The following is an 18,126-nucleotide window of genomic DNA, read 5'->3' as shown; positions in this document are numbered from 1 at the left end:
GAAACGTATTTGATTCTAAATTCAAGTAAAGGTGACTTCCGATGCGGCGACTGCAACTCGCTCTTTCGATCACAATCGCGACACTGCTCTGTGCAGCTGACGGCAACTCCAGCCTGGCGCAATATAGCGCGCCAACTTCGTCGGGACAGGTTTCAAAACTTTTAGCGGCTCCGGTCCAGGCCCCCGTCACAGTCTCGGGCAGTCTCACGGTCACGACCGCACCTGCCAGTGTGCAGACCAGTTCCGCAGCCGCAGCTCAGAGTGCCTCGTCCTCCAGCACGGATGCCCAGCAGAAAGCCTACGAACAGAAACGGCTGGCCGCGATCAAAAAACTGAAGTTCGATCGACGCCCTTCTGCCCGCATCCAGGCCTGGGCCGCACCGGAAAAAACAGACAAACAGCAGCCGGAAGATAAACAGAAGCCCACCGAACAGCCCCTCGTCGCACAGAAACCGCTGACTCCCGAACAGCAGGCTGCCGCCGATAAAAAGGCACAGCAGGAGAAACTGGATGCCGAACTGAAAGCCTTCGAGAAACAGCTCGCAACGCTGCAGCGCGATGTCACAGACGGGGACTGGAAAGCCGTCAAAACATTTTTCAAGACCCTGCCACAGGAAGAGTCTCAAGCCCTCTATCTACAGTTGCTGACTTCCCTGCAGAATCCGGAACGTCCTTCGGGAACCCGTTATACCCAGTTCGCCGAGAAAAATGTGATCTCGATCGACGACTTCTTCCAGCTGGCAGCACTCCTGCCCGAAGATGCTACGGAAAAGATTGATGCGAAGAATCTGCCTTCAGGCTCTGTCAGTTCCGCACAGCTTCAGCAGATGATTCAACAGAACCCGCAACTCGCGGCGCAGCTCCAGCAGAAAATGAATCAGAAAAACACATACTTCGGTCAGCTGACGGGCATCTTCCGCATCTCACTGGGGAACGGGTATGCGATCCAGGAGTATCTCAAAGCGTTTAACGAACAGTTACAGAACAAAGAGCCGGTTCTGAGCAAACGCCAGGTCGCACAGTTACTGGCCGATTCTGGTCAGGCACAATATATGGCCGATTACCTGCCTGCATTGGCAGATGCGATCAAAGAAGATGACCGCGAAGCCTTAAACCTGTTGTCGCGTTATTATCTGGCGCTCCCCTCCCACGAGAAAAAGAACGAACATCTCGAAAAAGCCTGGGAGGCCCTGCAGGCGGTGCTGGCAGTCGGCGAAATTTCCACCGAAGAAAAAGAAGAAGCCCTCAAGCGGGCCGTCGAACTCACACCCCGTATCAAGGAAGAGCTCGGTCAGGCCTGGCTCAAGGAGAGTTTCAGCAAGCGTCCCGAACGGGGGAAGGAAATTCTCTCCACCATCGGTTCCGCGGTGGCTACGGGGATGTCGACCCAGATCAGTAACAGTTCCTTCCGTCAGCGGAGTCTGGAACTGCAGAAAATCGCCGTCGAAGCGCTGCTCACCGCGGCTCCCGAACAGGCCCGGGAATGGCAGTCGACGCTGCAACTGCTGGCAACCAACTGGCTGCGGGAAGCAGAAATCTCACAGACCTACGACTACTCCACCCGTCGTGGACGCACCATGCAGCGCGATTATTACGGCAATTACTACTACACCGAAAGTAGAATGATGCAGCCGCAAATGGCGCGACAGAACCGCATTCAGGCCATCTCGACCGGCAAGATCCTGGAGATGATTCCGGACGAGAAATGGATGAAGCTCGTCGATCAGCCTCTGCACCAGGATTTCATGACCACCATCGCCCGGCTCTATCTCAAAGTCGAAGAGGAAGACGAAGCTTTCCCGTACATTGAGAAGCTGGCTCCCCTCGATCCGCGAGAAGCGAAAACACTGGCCGAACAGTTCCTGCAGGTCTGGACGAAGAATCACAATCCCAATTCCGAACAGCAGCGGACCAATATCTACATGTTCTCCTGGGGCTTCAATCAGCGGGCCCAGGGGATTCCGCTCACCCGTTCCAAGCAGGTCCGTAACCTTGAAGAACTCGCCAACTGGATCAAGCGGATCAACGATCTTCCCATCGAACCGATCAACGAAAGACTGATCACACAGGCTTTCACCCAGGTGCACAGTGCCGCAGAGGTATACCAGCTGGATGCAATCGAAAAAATCTACGGCACCGTCGATGGCCTGAATCCCGAAACCCTGGCTTCTCTGATTGAGACCATGCGGACGAACCTCGCTAAAGTCTGGCGGATGCCCGCGACACAGAAGGCTGCCAAAACCAATCGCAAACAGAAAGACATCGAACGCGAAGTCATCAAAGGTTACGCGACGGCCCAGCAGGTGCTGGAGAAAGCGATTCAGAAATATCCGAAGTCCTGGGCGGTGCAACTCGCGAAGGCGGCCCTCGACCATGATGCCAACGAGTTCAGGCAGGAACTCAACCGCACGACCGAATTCTCCGAGCGTCGTCAGCATTCACTGGATGGATTTCAGAAGGCGGCCGAACTCTACGCCGCCGAGGTCGAATCGCTCGAAGAAGACAAGCAGGAGTCGACCGTCTACGAGACCTGGTTCTATGCCAGCCTCGGCGCTCCCGATTTAGGTAAGATCTCGGATACCACTGTCTCAGACCCCACGCAGTATCCCCTCATCCGCAAAGCGATCGAAGAGCTGCCCGGCGAACTCGCCAAACGACATATGGACAAGTTTGCCAACTCCCTGTTTGTCCGGCTGAGTGCCCTCAATCCGGGAGTCAAATTCCGTTACCTGAAAGCGGGCTTTGACATCGTGGGCGACCATGAGCAGGCGCGGGAGGCGAAAAAAGTTTACGACTACTACAAAGACCTCGTGACTGAAATCAAACTGGAAACTGAAATCGACGGTTCGGATGTCGTCGGTCACGGCGAGCCGTTCGGGCTGTTCGTCAATCTGCGACATACGAAGGAAATCGAACGCGAATCGGGCGGGTTCTCCAAGTACCTGCAGAATCAGAAGCGGGGGAACTACTTCTATTACAACTACGGTCGTCCGCTGGAAAACTACCGTGAGAAGTTCGAGGAATCAGCCCGCCTGGCGCTGGAAGAGCATTTCGAAATCCGTTCGATTACCTTCCAGAGCGAAGATGTGAACTCCCGCGCCGCCGAAACCTACGGCTGGCGGGTTACTCCCTACGCTTACCTGTTATTGAAGCCCAAGGGACCTGAGGTCGACAAGATCCCCAGCCTCACACTCGACATGGATTTCATGGACACCTCCGGCTACGCCGTGATTCCCGTGGAATCGGCACCGCTGCCCATCGATGCTTCGCCAGAGCAGGGCGATCCGCGTCCGTATGAAAAGGTGACCATCACCCAGACCCTCGACGAACGCGAAGCAAAAGAAGGCAAACTCAAGCTGGAAGTCCGGGCCACCGGGATCGGCCTGATGCCCGACCTGGATCAACTGGTCGATCTGAAACCCAAAGAATTCAACATCACCTCGATTGAAAACGAAGGCGTTTCGGTCTCACAGTTTGATAAGACAGCCCCTGGAAACGCCATCGACTCCGAACGGATCTGGATGGTCTCGATGGAGGCCCGTCCCGATCTCACCAAACATCCGGAAGCATTTACGTTCGGCTTACCGAAAGACGAGGCTCACGAAGTCACCTATCAACGGTTCGACGATGCCGACCTTGTCTCCGTTGATCCGGAGATCATGCTCCAGCAGGAGTACGGCACCCCCGAACAATCCTGGGTAATGCCCATCCTCGGCGGGATTGCGCTGCTGTTGCTGCTCGGGATCGGTTTCAAACTGGTCACGCGGGAAACGCAGTCCGTCAGCACGGCCCGATACCAGATGCCTGAGCACGTCACTCCCTTTACCGTACTCGGCCTGCTCAAGGACATCGAACGTAATAATGGACTCAGTCCCGCAGGCAAAGCCGAGCTCGACACGTCCATTTCTCGTCTGGAACATTACTACTTCGAAGCCCCCACGGGAGAAGAACCCGACCTCACCGAGGAAGCCCGTCGCTGGGTCAACCGGACGAACTGAGACAAGCCTGATAGCGTTTATTTAGCAGATTTCAAAGTGAGCGTGAGGTCGACAGCGTGAGCTATGTAAGTATTCACCGTGGCTGACAGTATGCTGTTACTTTTGTTATCAGGACTTCAACAACAGATCAGTCAAATTAGCCGCAGGTCGTTAGCCCCGGTTGAAACGACTTTGGTATAGACCATCCTGATTATCAAACACTAACTGGTACTAGAGACGATCAGGAATCCGCCTCTGATGGTGCGATCATTGTTTTCAGTTCGCGCTTCAGTTCAGCCAGGCGGGCCTGCATCTCGCGGATCGTCTCCTGGTGATGTTCCAGGTTGGCCCGTCCCTCGCGGAGTGGATCTAAAACGATCGCTTCGTACTTGAGATACTCGGCACAGGCATAAGGCACTGCCGCTGCGATTTCTTGCGGGATCGTTACAACACCATTACAGTCGCCGTGCAGCAGATCACCGGGCCGGATGGTCAAGCCGCCGACCTCCACGGGAATACCGGCCTCTTCGAAATGACAGTAACCGTGACCGCACATGATCCCGTGACTGAAACAGGGGAAGTCGAGTAGTCTGACATTATCGATATCCCGGGCGGCCCCCGAAGTGATCAGACCGACCGCTCCAAAGGTTTTGTACGTCAGGCACATTCCGTCCCCGAACGTGGCTCCCGCGGGGGGATCGTCCAGATCCTGGAAGACGACAATCGCTGGACCGGGTAGTTCTGCGAACGAACTGATCAGCCGCGCAGACACGCCGGGATCGATGTCTGCTGCAGGTGGCGCGGAAGAACGAAACGTCGCGGTCGCCGCATAACCAACCATGGGAGGCAGCTCCGGAAAGCAGGCTGCGATCTCACGCTGCATGTAGCCCGCGGTCCGCGGTCGCACCTCAAACAGCTCAATTGCGTTGCAGATCGTTGGCGTATCAAACTGCTGTAGCTCAGTCAGGTCAGGTAATGCAGACATCAGAGATTTCCCAAATAAGGTTTGACATCAGGAATCGAATAGATACTATTTAATCAGAAATAGAAACGATGTAAATCAATAAAATGACGATATATGTTTAATAAGTGGTATTTATGGCGGCCGAAACCAGTATCCAGTTGACCCAGTCTGATGAGCTCGCCGAGCGGATTCGGGCCCGTATTCAGGACGAACGGCTCACCGACGGGGCCTTTTTCATGACCGAAGCGGACCTCGCGGAAGAGTACGACGTTTCGCGAACCGTTGCCCGGGAAGCCGTCAGTCGGCTGGTAGCCATCGGTCTGCTCGAAGCCCGCAAACGGCTGGGGCTGATTGTCAGACGCCCCGATCCGCTCCGTCTGCTGCAACTGGGACTGCCCTCCTTATTCGACTCCGATCAGGATATCGCCGAACTGTCGATGCTGCGATACGTAGTAGAGATGGGGGCCGTCGACCTGGCCATCCGCAACGGCAGCGACGAACAGTGCCAGCAGCTTTGTGAACTGGCCCAGGAGATGGAGACCGACATTCGCAGTCAACGGCCCGAGAAGATTTCCGAACTGGATATCGCCTTTCACTCGCTGCTGCTGCAGATGACATCGTCCACATTGATCGCCGGCATGCAGCGGGTGCTGGTCAACTTCTTTGATACGGCCTATCAGGATTACCAATCCGATGCGGCGACCGGCGAACGGATGATCTGGGAGCACCAGGAACTCGCTGCCGCCATCCGTGATCGTGATTCGAACCGGGCTCGCACCATGATGCAGATGCAGTCCCGCTTCTGGCTGGATCAGAAACCAACAGACTCAAAATAAATCATCCGCGCTCAATTCAGGAAGCAGCCTTATGCAGGGGAAGTTAGACAACACTCAAACACAGCCGTCAATCGGCACGCAACATGTCAGTCCAGGGGGCAGGGCAGGGACATGGTGTTGTGCACTGTTCATGCTGTTCCTGTTGACTGGCACCAGTCTGGCCCGCGACATTCACGTTGACCCGGATAACGGCAATGATGCTGCCCAGGAAGGGCCGCTCAAAACAATCCGCCAGGCGATCCGCAACGCACAGCCGGGCGACACGATTCATCTGCAGCCCAAAGTCTATCACGAATACGCCGGCTTTTACGGCAAGCGCGGAGAACCGGATAAGCCGATCACCCTCGACGGGCACGGTGCGACGCTGGAAGGTTCCGACCCCCTCGATATCACCCAATGGAACGAAGTCAAACCGGACCTCTATCGTAGTGAGCAACTCCTGCCTGCGGTCAGTGATGCCATCCTGCAACGCTGGTTTTTCGTCTGGAACGGCAAGATGGTTCACATGGGCCGGACCTCCAAAGGACCCAGCCAGGAACTCAAACAGCCGGAGGAACTCAAGGCGGGAGAATGGACGTTTGTGAAAGCAGGGCCCGCCGACGAAAAGTCATCTCAGATCAAGGGGGCCTTTTATTTGAAAGTCTCCCCCGGTGCGCAGCTCAGCGAACAGCAGATTCGCGTTCCCGTCCGTTCCGCGGGAGTACAGTTTGGCGGTTCGAAAGACAACTACAATGCGCACCTGGTAATTCGCAACCTGACCTGCACGCATCCCTATAACGATGGTTTCAATATCCACGGACATTGTGAAGACGTACTGTTCGAAAATATCCAGGCTATCGAATGTGGCGATGACGGCATCAGTGCCCACGAGACGGCCGAGTACAAAGTCGACGGCTTTGTTTCGATCGGAAATTCGACCGGCATCTGTGACACGGGAGCCAGTCGGACCAGTTACAATCGGGTCTATATTCGCGACTGTCTCGGCTTCGATCTCTTTTTCCTCGATACGGGACGCTACGAACTGACCAACGCGGTCGTGCTCTCTTCCGCCGTCCGCACGCTGATGCTCACCGGTCGCGCGGAAGAGACTGAACCCTGCACGCTGACGATGAAGAATGTCTTTATCCGGCGGGTCAGGGGGAAAAATGAAGTCCGTGTCTCCCGCAATTCGATTCTGGATGCGAGCCATGTCACGCTGATGGGACTCAACTTTCAGGCGACCGGCGGCGAAGTCCGTCTGTTCGATTCCCTGATTGCCGGCGCGACGGCCCGGCAGCTCGAGGAAGCGGAGTACGAATATCTGAATGTCTCCCGTTCTGCCGATCCCCTGACTACAGAGATGTCGATCTGGAAAGACGTCAAATGGACGGGCGACCGCAACCGCTATCAACTCCAGAGTCTCCGCCTGGATCGCACCTTTTTCGCTCTCCAGGACTTCGCCACATTCCAGCAGCAGATCGGCCAGGAACAGGAGTCACAGTGGTTGACCGACGTCTCACGCGTTACCGGCTGTGGTGCCGACCTGGCGAAACTGAAACAGACCGTGATTCCCGAACGTGAACTGAAATCTCCGCGAATCCAGTCACTCCTCCCCTGATGAACGTCCTTGAACACGAAAGAACCAGCATGCACGCCCCTCATTCTCGTCAACTGTCAGGACTCCTCGCCTGCGCCCTGATCCTGGTCTGTATTGTTTCTCTGAATGGACAGCTGGCGGCACAAACGCCGGGCCGGGTCTCTGTCGACCGGGGGCCGGCTGTTGAAGAAGCGGTCTTTTTCTCATTCGATGACCGCGCGATTCCCTGGCGTCATAATCTGGCACTGACGCCCCAGACGGCAAAAAAACATCCCACCAATCCGGTGCTCCGCCGGGGACCGGAAGGCGCTCCCGATCATGGGCATGCGATTCTGTATGGTAGTGTGCTGTATCTGGATGGGAAGTTCCGCATGTGGTACCTGGGCATGTTCGAAACCGCGATCAAAAGCGGCCAGGCGCCCGGCTGGTGGCGTCCCATGTGTTACGCCGAGAGTGACGATGGCATTCACTGGACCAAACCGAAACTGAACCTGGTCGAATTCAACGGTAACAAACAGAACAATATCTGCCTGATCAAGTCGCAGATTCCCTCGCTTGCCAAGGTCAATGATTTTCTGACGGTCCTGTATGACGCCAACGATCCCGATCCTCAGCGGCGTTATAAGTGTGCCTACATCGCGCATCCCCCGTTCGCCGACGTACGCGGCGGGCGCAGTCAGATCGGTCCGGACGAACGTCGCTGGGGCGCCTTCATCTGCGCGACCAGTGCAGACGGCCTGACCTGGAATGTTGTCGGTGACCGGCCGATGAATGCGGGAGGGGAACGTTTTGAAGTTTCCAGTCTCTACCGATACGGCAACTTCTATTATGCCAGCGGTCAGTTGATTTCTCCCTGGTCCTGGCGGATGGATGGTTCAAAGATTGGTCGCGTGATGCTCACCTACCGTTCGCCCGACTTCGAGCACTGGTCCGGTGCGAAAGCACTCTCATTTGCCCGCCCGGGACAATTGACGGCCACGCCCGTTCCCGGTCAGCAGACCCACATGGGGGCTGGCATCTGGAATCGCGGCAACGTGCTGGTCGGCCTGTACGGTATGTGGCAGGATGCGCCTGAGAAACCCAAAGATGGCCGCTACTGGAACACCGGCGTCAGTGTCGATCTGGGGCTGATTGTCAGTGATGACGGCGTCCATTTCCGTGAGCCGGTGCCCGATCATCCGGTCATCGCCCGAGGGGAAAAAGGGGAGTGGGATGATATCGCCCTCCTGCAGGGACACGCGTTCGTCAACAAGGGGGACCAGACCATGATCTGGTATTCCCACTGGGACACCGGCGGTAAGCTTAAGAACATGGAGATCGGGCTGGCCACCCTCCGTCGGGACGGCTTTGGTTATCTCTCCCGCAAACTCGAAAAGAACGGAGCCCACTTTGTGACCGCTCCTTTCACAACGGAAGGGAAGCTGCAACTCTCCGTGAACCTGGAAGGGGTCAGCCAGGATAGACTGCTGACGGTCGAACTGCTGGATGAATTCGATCGACCGCTGCCCGGATATTCGGGAGATCAGGCGGCGCAGGTGACAAAACCGGGCACACGGACGCCCGTTGTCTTTCCAGGTCAGCAGAACAGCACGCTGCCCGCAGGGAAACCGCTGGCGTTACGCGTCACATTCCCGGATTCCGAGGAAGTCAAAGTCTACGCCCTGTATGTAGGCCAGTAAGTGATCAATCAATTCGGGAATAGAGCTGAAAATGCCTGTTCCTCTGTTGAGCGGAAACCTGAATCCAATTTGCGGGCGCCCCCCGGTCTATGATATAATCAAGTTTTGATTCATAGACGAATTTCCCACCTGCAGCAGGCTCGCCCGATGAAATTACGTTTTGTTCTTCCCCTGATTGTCGTGTTCCAGATCACGATGGCGTCCGCCGTTCAGGCAAAGCCCATCGATTTCGCACATGATGTGGTACCGATTCTGAAACAGCATTGCGTTGCCTGTCATGGGGGCCGCGAAGCGAAGGGCTCGTTTTCACTGAATACCCGGTCGCTCTGGGTGGAGTCCGGCTTTGTCGATATGAAGGACCCCGCCGCTTCGTATCTGCTGGAACTGGTCACCTCTCAGGATCCGGAAATGCAGATGCCTCCCAAAGGGAAGCCGCGTCTGTCGGCGAAAGAAGTCGCGACGCTCAAACAGTGGATCAGTGAAGATCTGCCCTGGGAAGCCGGTTTTACATTCGGGAAACAGGCATATGAGCCTCCACTCAAACCGCGGCGTCCCGAGCTCCCTGCCGCCGTCGGTAACCGCACGCATCCCATCGATCGCCTGATCGATCACTATCTGGCCGAACACCAGTTGCCCCGGCCCGGACCGATTGACGATGCGACCTTTCTGAGACGCGTTTGTCTCGACCTGACGGGCCTGCTCCCTACGCCGGAAGAGTTAAATGCGTTTCTGGAAGATCCATCCTCCGATAAGCGGACACGCAAAATTCAGGAACTGCTCGCCGATGACACCGCCTACGCCGATCACTGGCTGTCGTTCTTCAATGATCTGCTTCGCAACGATTACAGCGGAACCGGTTTCATCACCGGGGGCCGCAAACAGGTTTCCGCCTGGTTGTATGAATCGCTGCTCTACAACAAACCCTTCGACCAGCTGACGCGCGAACTGATCGCGCCACCTACCGATGCCAGCCGCGGGTTCATTGATGGCATCAAGTGGCGGGGCAATGTCTCAGCCGGACAGACTGTCGAGATTCAGTTCGCCCAGAGCCTGGGACAGGCCTTTCTGGGGATTAACCTCAAGTGTGCCTCCTGTCACGACAGTTTCATCGATCGCTGGACGCTGGAAGAATCGTACGGACTGGCAGCCATTTACTCGGAACGTGCTCTGGAAATTCATCGCTGTGACAAACCGATCGGCAAGACGGCGAAAGCCAGCTGGCTCTTTCCGGAACTGGGTACGATCGATGCAGGCGCTTCCCGCTCAGCACGTCTGCAGCAGCTGGCCCAGTTGATGACCCATCCGGACAACGGGCGGTTTACCCGCACGATTGCGAACCGACTCTGGCATCGTCTGCAGGGCAGGGGGATCGTGCATCCGCTTGATGCCATGCAGACCAAACCCTGGAACGAAGATCTGCTGGATTATCTGGCCGTTTACCTGAGCGACAATAAGTACGACATCAAAAAAGTCCTGGAACTGATCGCGACCTCCGAGGCATACCAGTCGCAGGTGGAAATTGTCGAAGGCGGAGAAGACTCCGATTACCTCTATCGCGGTCCCCGTTCGCGTCGACTGACGGCAGAACAGTTTCTGGATGGCGTCTGGCAGATCACGGGTACCGCTCCGGCCAAGTTCGATGCCCCCATTTTCCGCACGCGGATTGAACCGGATCAGAAGCAGGATTTTGACCTCAAAGCCAAATGGATCTGGGGCGATTCCGCGAAGCAGGTGCCCCCCGCGGATGAGACAATTGTGGTCCGCAAAATCATCGAGCTGCCCGCTGCGGTCAAGCGGGGAGGCGCGGTTCTGACCTGCGATAATTCGCACATCCTGTTTATCAATCGCAGGGAAGTCGACCGCGGTGACAACTGGGCCCAGGTCCGCACTCTCCCCCTGCACACGTTGTTGAAACCGGGCAAGAATGAAATCACGGCCATCGTACATAACGGGGGAGGCACTCCCAATCCGGCAGGCTTCTTCTTCGATGCACGACTGGAACTTGAGAACGGGGAACAGCGCGAAATCTCTTCCGACGCCTCGTGGGAGTGGAATCCCAACGCACCCGCGACGAAGGAAGGTCGCCTGGGAGGCATTTCCGGAAAGTGGGCTCCCGTCACCATCGTCAAGCCGGTCGGCAGCTGGACGAACGCCGTCGACTCGCAGGCTCGCAGCCTGCTGGCAGTCGCCGCGGAAGGCAAACAACCGATGGTTCGGGCTTCGTTACTCAAAAATACCGCGTTGATGAAATCACTGGGACGGCCGATGCGGGAGCAGATTGTCTCGATGCGACCCGGCCAGCTGACGACGCTGGAAGCCATCGATCTTTCCAACGAAGCGACCCTGGCCCAGGCGTTTGCCCAGGGGGCACAGCGACTGATCGCACAGGCTGACGGCGATCCCCAGCGGCTGACCGAGCATCTGTACCAGTTCGCGCTTTCCCGCAAACCGACGACCGCCGAGACCGAAATCATTACGCAGATCCTGGGCGACCAACCCCAGCCGGCGCAGGTCGAGGACCTGCTCTGGTCGGTCTGCATGCTGCCCGAGTTTTTCCTGATCCGTTGACGACTGTTATAATACCTGTATTACGAGTCTTTAATGCTCCTCTCACAGTGAGAACGACCGATGACATTTGAAATCGATCCCACCGCACCCGAACAGATTGTCCGCCGCGATTTCCTCAAACATCTGAGTGCCGCTGGCGCCGCGGCGCTGATGTCAGGCACGCCGCGTCTGCTCACCGCGAATGAAGCAGAACCGGTCAAACAACCCCAGGCCACCGCGGACAGTTGCATTCTGCTCTGGATGGGAGGCGGGATGGCAGCTCCGGATACCTTCGATCCCAAACGCTATCTGCCTTTCAAAAAAGGGCTCAAAGTCGCCGATATGCTGAGCACCTTCCCGGCGATCCCCACCGCCGTCGATGGACTTGAGATCTGTGAGGGACTGGAAGGCATTGCTTCGGTCATGGACCGTGCGACGCTGATCCGCTCGGCCGTACAGCCCGACCTGGGCAGCATTCTGCACTCGCGACATCAGTATCACTGGCACACCGGTTATGTTCCTCCACAGACCGTCGCCGCTCCGCATTTAGGCGCCTGGATGGCCCGGGTGATCGGCCCCCGTAATCCTGTGATGCCGGCTTTCATCAATGTTGGCCAGCGACTCGAAGGCGTCGGGGAGAGCGAAGAGCTCAAAGCCTTCACCACGGCCGGATTTTTTGGCAGCGAGTTCGGGCCGCTCAACCTGCCTTATCCCGAGGAAGCCGCCAAGTCGGTACGCCCGCCGCAGGGAATGACGGGGCAACGGTTCGTCAACCGTAATAAACTCTATCGGAAGCTCATCGATCAGAGTCCGCAGCGGGAACTGATGAGCGACTATCATCAGGAATCGATGCTGCGGTCGATGGACAAGGCGTATCGCCTGCTCAGTTCCAAAGAACGGGAAGCGTTCGACATCACGCTGGAAAAGGAAGACGTCCGCCGGAAGTACGGCGACAGTCGCTTCGGTCGCGGCTGTCTGCTGGCCCGACGTCTGGTGGAATCGGGAGCCCGGTTTGTCGAAGTCACCACCGAGTACGTTCCCTTCCTCCACTGGGACACACACGCCGACGGGCATACCACGATGGACCGCATGCATAAGGAGATCGACCCGCCGATCACGCAACTCATTCTCGATCTCGAAGCACGGGGACTGCTCGACCGGACCCTGGTGATTATCGCTTCAGAATTCAGCCGCGATGCACTGATCGAAGGTCAGCCCGGCTCCAATGCCCGGGACCAGGCCCGCGAGAAGGTCGATGAAATCTCCGAGATGAAGCACTTCGGTCTGCATCGTCATTTCACTGGAGGCACCAGCGTTGTGATGTTTGGCGGAGGAATGAAACGCGGCTTTGTCTATGGCAAAACAGCAGACGAGCGCCCTTTGATGGCGATTGAAAATCCGGTCTCCATCGAAGATCTGCACGCCACCATTATGACAGCCATGGGCATCAGCCCCAAAACCGGCTTCGACATCGAAGGCCGTCCGTTCTATGTCACCAAAGACGCCAAAGGCCAGGCGGTACAGGAACTCTTTGCGTAAACCAGAGCCTGTTCCAGCTAAAGACAGTACTGTCAGCGCCTAGTCCAGCGCCACCAGGTTCAGCAGGTCCCCGATCGATTTGTGTTTTTCGATCGGGTGTCGTAACGCCTGATCCGTGAGTACCTGGTAATGGTTCTGACGCCCGATTTTCTCACGCTGCAGAAACCCCTCTTCTTCCAGGTCCTGGATAATCCGCTGTACTGCACGCTCGGTAATTCCCACTTCGAGCGCCACCTCTCGCAGCACAATCGTGGGATTCCGGTGCAGAACGATCAGTACATGCGCGTGGTTCGTCAGGAACGTCCAGCGATGTCCCGATTCAGAGCCCGTCTTTCGGGATGAGGCGGAGTCGACTGCAGAATCCGCTGCTGCTTTCCCCGTCTCCTTCGGAGTTTCCGTTTTACGTGACTGACGTTTACTAGACGCTTTACCCATGATTCAAACTCCGTCTCAGTTCTGGCATTTAAATCAAGATGCCAGAACTTTTTTATTGCGTGACTGTTCCCGGAGAAAGGGGACTGGAAAGGACCATATCTTATTATAGCGACTGATGATACGAAATGCTATTCGTGAATGCCAGATCGTTTGATGGTCGATTAATTTGGCCGAAAGTGCGATTTCTGATCAGTTTTGCTCATAAAAATCCGCTCTTAATGGCGAAGTACTATTGACGAAATAAAATTCGTGTATAAAAATACGCGAATAAATAAGCGCAAAATTTAGTTCGCAAATCAAAAGGGAGAGCATTGTGTATCTGTTGGCAGAGACTTTGATCGTTTCCGCAGGTTTATTGATGGTAACCGGGCTGATACCAGGCCGCTGGTGCAGACAGATTCAGTTCCAGCTGCGCGACTGTGTGACAGTCCTGGCGGGGTTACAGACCCTGCTGGCACTGACACTCACACTGCTGAACGTTGCGGGAGCCTGGTGGGGAACAGGGCCGTTTACGCAACCGCTTCACATCGAATATGCCAGAGTGCAGTGGCTGCTGCTGGATGGCACCTCCAGCCTGATGTTTGCCCTGGTCTCGTTTGTGGGCTGGGTCATCTGTCGCTATTCAGTCCGGTTTCTGGATGGTGAGCCCGAACTCGGCAACTACTATCGCTGGACCGCGCTGACGATTGGAGCCGTCTCCCTGATGGCTCTGTCAGGGAATCTGCTGCTGTTCATAGCCGCCTGGGCACTCTCCAGTCTGGGGCTGCATCATCTGCTCCTGTTCTACCGTGAGCGACCCGCGGCCAGACGGGCTGCCTGGAATAAGTTCATCGTCAGCAGAACTGGTGACCTCTGTCTGCTGATCGCTACGGCGCTGATCTACCTGGAATGCCAGACTCTGAACTTTACCCCTCTGTTCGAGCAACTGGCAGGCACCGGTTCAACGATCAGCATGTTTTTGATGTGCGGCGTCTGGCTGCTGGTGATCGGGGCTGCGATCAAAACGGCACAGTTCCCCTTTCACTCCTGGTTGCCTCAGACCCTGGAGACACCGACGCCGGTCTCTGCCCTGATGCACGCCGGCATTGTGAACGCGGGCGGCTACCTGCTGATCCGCACGAGTCCACTGGTCCAGCTGGTTCCCGCAGCGTTGGCCTGCCTGGTGCTGATCGGAACTCTCACAGTCTGTGTCGCCGCCACTTCGATGCTGGCTCAGAACAGTGTCAAAAAGAGACTCGCTTATTCCACCGTCGCCCAGATGGGCTTCATGATGTTGCAGTGTGGACTGGGAGCCTTCTCGGCAGCGATGCTGCATCTGCTGGCGCACTCCTTCTACAAAGCGTATGCCTTCCTCAGCAGTGGAAGTGTGCTCGAACAGAAACGGGCACTCGGCAGGGGGCCGGAACCGAAGCAGACGGTGCCTGTCTCATTCTTCAAACTCCTGCTGACAACAGGCTTCGTTGTCCTCGGATTTCTGGCAGTGCTGGCGCTGTTCGGAATCAATCCAGCCACCAAGCCGGGGGGCATGCTGCTGGGATTGGTTGTCTGTCTCGCGCTGACGGGCTGGCTGAAACAGGCCTGGCAGACCGGCGATTACCTGCTGGTACTCCGCACCGCCTGTGCCGCCGGAGGCGTCTGTCTGCTCTACTGTCTTGCCTTTCTCACCATCGATCGCCTGGTGACGCCGACTCCGGTCACGTCATTGGCCGATGCCTCGCTGCTGATGATGGGGGGACCTGCAGTTCTGGTGGTCCTCGGATTTACCAGCCTGCTGCTGCTGAATGACCGGCTGACATTGTCGCGAAGACCAGACTGGATGAATGCCCTCTACATCCACGCCTTGAACGGGTTTTACGTCGAAGCCTGGTTTCGTCAGCGACTGGGGCACCTTTTGAAACAGTGAATCTGCCCGGCTTCGTCGCTCTGAATCAATCTTAAATATCCCAGTAAGGTTAATCTCATGTCACAAGTACAGTCTGCTGTCATCAATAAACAACCGCTGGAAGTCTGGCGAGGACTTTCATCCCGGCAGTTGCCCGAACGGGAACTGCTGCAGGAGGCCCTGCAGAGCGTGCATCAGTGCATCGCCCCGGTCTGGCCGTTAAAAGATTATGTCGCCGTCAATCCCTACCACGGAATCACCGACCGCTCCTTTCTCAATGTCCGAAAATATCTGCGGATCTTTTCGGACTCGGAAACTCTGATGCCGCTGCAGCACTACGCCGCCGCGTTCCGGGCCGGACAGTTTGAGCTCAGTGATATTGAGTCGGCCCTGGCAGAACTGCAGGCTGAGAACCTGGTAGCCGAGTCTCTTCCCAGTGCCGCCAAGTTGGTAGCCTGTCTGGGGGCACTGGAGTCAGTGACTGCAGTGCAGGATACGCCCGACAGAGCACCCCGCAAACGACAGATGCGTGCCTTTTCAGAAATCCTGGATGCACAGACGGGTGGTGACTGGACGCAAACTATCGGCGATGAACTTTCTAAATTCTGTGCCCAGCATTACGACCAGGGCGAGGCCGCCTGGAAAAGTCCCTGGCAGCATCTCTCCCTCTTCGATGCGTGGCGAAACGCAGCACAACATGATCGCAGCATGGAGATTCTGGGAGTCGGCGGTTTCCGTCTACTGGTACAAATGTTACCGGACTCAGCTGAAACGACGCTGGCAGTGATGCTGGAAAAACTGAACGTGCCTCGGGCACTCTGGGAGACCTATCTGCTCTGTCAGGCCTGTCAGACTCCTGGCTGGAGTGCCTGGGCGAAATACCAGTTCGAGCAGGGATCCTCCGAGGAACTCGTCAGCAGCGATCTCACTGGACTACTGGCAATCCGACTGGTTTACGAAGCAGCTCTCTCTGAGGCGAAATCCTTCGAAGTCGACTGGAGCAAACTGGCCGGAGCCACGCCTGTCCGGTTCAAGGTTCCCTTCGATTCTGAAGAGCAGGTCATCGAACGCTACATCCTGCTGCGGGCTTCTGAAATTGCTTACCGCAACAAACTGCTCAACAGCCTGCGGGACAAAGTTTCGAACTGCAGTCAGCCAACCGAGCGAAAGCTGGCCCAAATGGTATTCTGTATCGACGTGCGATCCGAACGGATGCGACGTCAGCTGGAGCAGACGTCGGCAGAGATTGAAACACTCGGCTTCGCCGGTTTCTTCGGAATTCCCATGGAATATATCCGCTGGGGCGATCAGGAGGGAGACAACCAGCTTCCCGTTCTGCTCCAGCCTCAGTTCCAGGTCTCTGAAGAACTGCCGACGCAGGCCCAGAGACAACAGGAACAACTTTTGGAACAGCAGGGAATCAGCAGGTCGTTCCGCAAACTGTGGAAGCGGTTCCAGCAGTCGGCGGTCGGGAGCTTCCCTTTCGTGGAAACCATGGGCCTGTTTTATGGACTGCTGCTGGGCAAGCGCGCCTGGGGAACCAGAGTCAACGCTACTGTGGAGACGAAACCAACGTATACAGAGCAGCGGAAACCAGAGCCACGTCCGAGTCTGAACGGCCTGGATGCTCAGGGGATTACCGTCGAAAAACTGATCGAAATGGCGGAGACGATCCTGAAAAACATGAGCCTCACTTCAGGGTTTGCCCGGCTGGTGGTCTTCTGCGGTCACGAAAGTCAGACCGTGAACAATCCACTCAAGGCAGGCCTGGACTGTGGCGCCTGTGGTGGTCATTCGGGGGCACCTAATGCCCGTGTGGCTGCTGAGATCATGAACCTGGCTGCAGTGCGACGGGGGCTTAAACGAAAAGGGATCGAGATTCCCGACGATACGGTCTTCATCGCAGGCGTGCATAACACGACTACCGACCAGATCAACTTTTTCGAACCGGACCAGCTCTCCGCTTCACACCGAGAGCAGTTGAGTTCACTGCAGCAACTCACACTGCAGGCAACACACATGACTCGGGCGGAACGACTGACGACCCTCAACAGTAGTTCTGTCAGCGAACTCTTACAAAAGGCCGGCGACTGGTCTGAGGTCAGACCGGAATGGGGGTTGTCCAATAACGCGGCCCTGGTGGTGGGGCCCCGGGAATTGACTCGTGCGGTTGACCTCGATGGGCGTACCTTTCTGCACAATTATGATCCCGATCAGGATCCGGAAGGGACTGTGCTCGAGAATATCATGACCGCTCCCATGATCGTGGCCCACTGGATCAACATGCAATATTACGCGTCCACCGTCGATCAACACTACTGCGGCAGCGGGAATAAAACCGTGCACAACGTGACAGGTGGTTTCGGGATTCTCTCCGGCAATGGTGGCGATCTGATGACCGGGCTCCCCTGGCAGTCTCTGCATGACGGTCACAACCTCCAGCATCAGCCACAACGGTTGCAGGTCGTGATTAACGCATCGCGACAGGCCATTGAAAACGTGATTGCTCGACACACGCTGGTCGCCAATCTTCTGCAGGGAAGCTGGCTCTACCTGATCGCATGCGAAGCAGGAGAGTTCTATCAATATCGCGCGGGCAATCAGTGGAAGCACCTTGATCGCGCTGAATAAAGCCAGTCACCGTGTGTATAGAATTCGCTGTGACATCAACTGTTTTTTAATACTAACTCG

At 56.4% G+C, this 18,126-nt stretch carries 10 protein-coding genes; 8 read left to right on the top strand and 2 right to left on the bottom strand.

Annotated elements, in window-relative coordinates; all coding sequences use genetic code 11:
* Window positions 1-41 precede the first annotated feature (41 nt).
* On the top strand, window positions 42-3,998 hold the full coding sequence (locus FYZ48_RS00175) for a hypothetical protein (RefSeq protein WP_149336333.1): 3,957 nt from the start codon (window positions 42-44) through the stop codon (window positions 3,996-3,998).
* Window positions 3,999-4,218: 220 nt separating this feature from the next.
* Here the strand turns inward: FYZ48_RS00175 and FYZ48_RS00170 are convergent, their stop codons facing one another.
* Window positions 4,219-4,962, bottom strand: coding sequence for an RraA family protein (locus FYZ48_RS00170; RefSeq protein WP_149336331.1), 744 nt, complete (start codon window positions 4,960-4,962; stop codon window positions 4,219-4,221).
* Between the two features lie 113 nt (window positions 4,963-5,075).
* Here FYZ48_RS00170 and FYZ48_RS00165 point away from each other — a divergent pair, with 113 nt between their 5' ends.
* The 5 genes from FYZ48_RS00165 to FYZ48_RS00145 all read left to right on the top strand — a co-directional run bounded on the left by FYZ48_RS00165 (window position 5,076) and on the right by FYZ48_RS00145 (window position 13,118).
* Window positions 5,076-5,777 carry a FadR/GntR family transcriptional regulator gene (locus tag FYZ48_RS00165; RefSeq protein ID WP_149336329.1) on the top strand — a complete coding sequence of 234 codons (702 nt, stop codon included), beginning with the start codon at window positions 5,076-5,078 and terminating at the stop codon, window positions 5,775-5,777.
* 31 nt (window positions 5,778-5,808) lie between these two features.
* On the top strand, window positions 5,809-7,374 hold the full coding sequence (locus FYZ48_RS00160) for a hypothetical protein (RefSeq protein ID WP_149336327.1): 1,566 nt from the start codon (window positions 5,809-5,811) through the stop codon (window positions 7,372-7,374).
* 29 nt (window positions 7,375-7,403) lie between these two features.
* Window positions 7,404-9,032: a hypothetical protein gene (locus tag FYZ48_RS00155; RefSeq protein ID WP_149336325.1), complete on the top strand. Its 1,629-nt coding sequence runs from the start codon at window positions 7,404-7,406 to the stop codon at window positions 9,030-9,032.
* A 147-nt stretch (window positions 9,033-9,179) separates the two neighbouring features.
* Entirely contained in the window at window positions 9,180-11,600 is a 2,421-nt protein-coding gene (locus FYZ48_RS00150) for a DUF1549 domain-containing protein (protein WP_149336323.1), read from the top strand.
* Window positions 11,601-11,660: 60 nt separating this feature from the next.
* Window positions 11,661-13,118 (top strand): DUF1501 domain-containing protein, encoded by a 1,458-nt coding sequence (locus tag FYZ48_RS00145; protein WP_149336321.1) that lies wholly within the window; start codon window positions 11,661-11,663, stop codon window positions 13,116-13,118.
* 39 nt (window positions 13,119-13,157) lie between these two features.
* On the opposite strand, the gene FYZ48_RS00140 is transcribed toward FYZ48_RS00145, so the two are convergent.
* On the bottom strand, window positions 13,158-13,553 hold the full coding sequence (locus tag FYZ48_RS00140) for a helix-turn-helix transcriptional regulator (protein WP_149336319.1): 396 nt from the start codon (window positions 13,551-13,553) through the stop codon (window positions 13,158-13,160).
* A 313-nt stretch (window positions 13,554-13,866) separates the two neighbouring features.
* Here FYZ48_RS00140 and FYZ48_RS00135 point away from each other — a divergent pair, with 313 nt between their 5' ends.
* Together FYZ48_RS00135 and FYZ48_RS00130 are read left to right on the top strand one after the other, a co-directional pair.
* The gene (locus FYZ48_RS00135) at window positions 13,867-15,456 is read left to right on the top strand and encodes a proton-conducting transporter transmembrane domain-containing protein (RefSeq protein ID WP_149336317.1); all 1,590 of its coding nucleotides are present in this window, start codon (window positions 13,867-13,869) and stop codon (window positions 15,454-15,456) included.
* A 57-nt stretch (window positions 15,457-15,513) separates the two neighbouring features.
* On the top strand, window positions 15,514-18,066 hold the full coding sequence (locus FYZ48_RS00130; protein ID WP_149336315.1) for a DUF2309 domain-containing protein: 2,553 nt from the start codon (window positions 15,514-15,516) through the stop codon (window positions 18,064-18,066).
* The last annotated feature ends 60 nt before the right edge of the window (window positions 18,067-18,126 follow it).

Origin of the sequence: Gimesia chilikensis (assembly GCF_008329715.1) — a bacterium.
Taxonomy (GTDB): Bacteria; Planctomycetota; Planctomycetia; order Planctomycetales; family Planctomycetaceae; genus Gimesia; species Gimesia chilikensis.
Note: the sequence above shows the minus strand (reverse complement) of the source record. Positions and strands in the feature narration are given on the sequence as shown.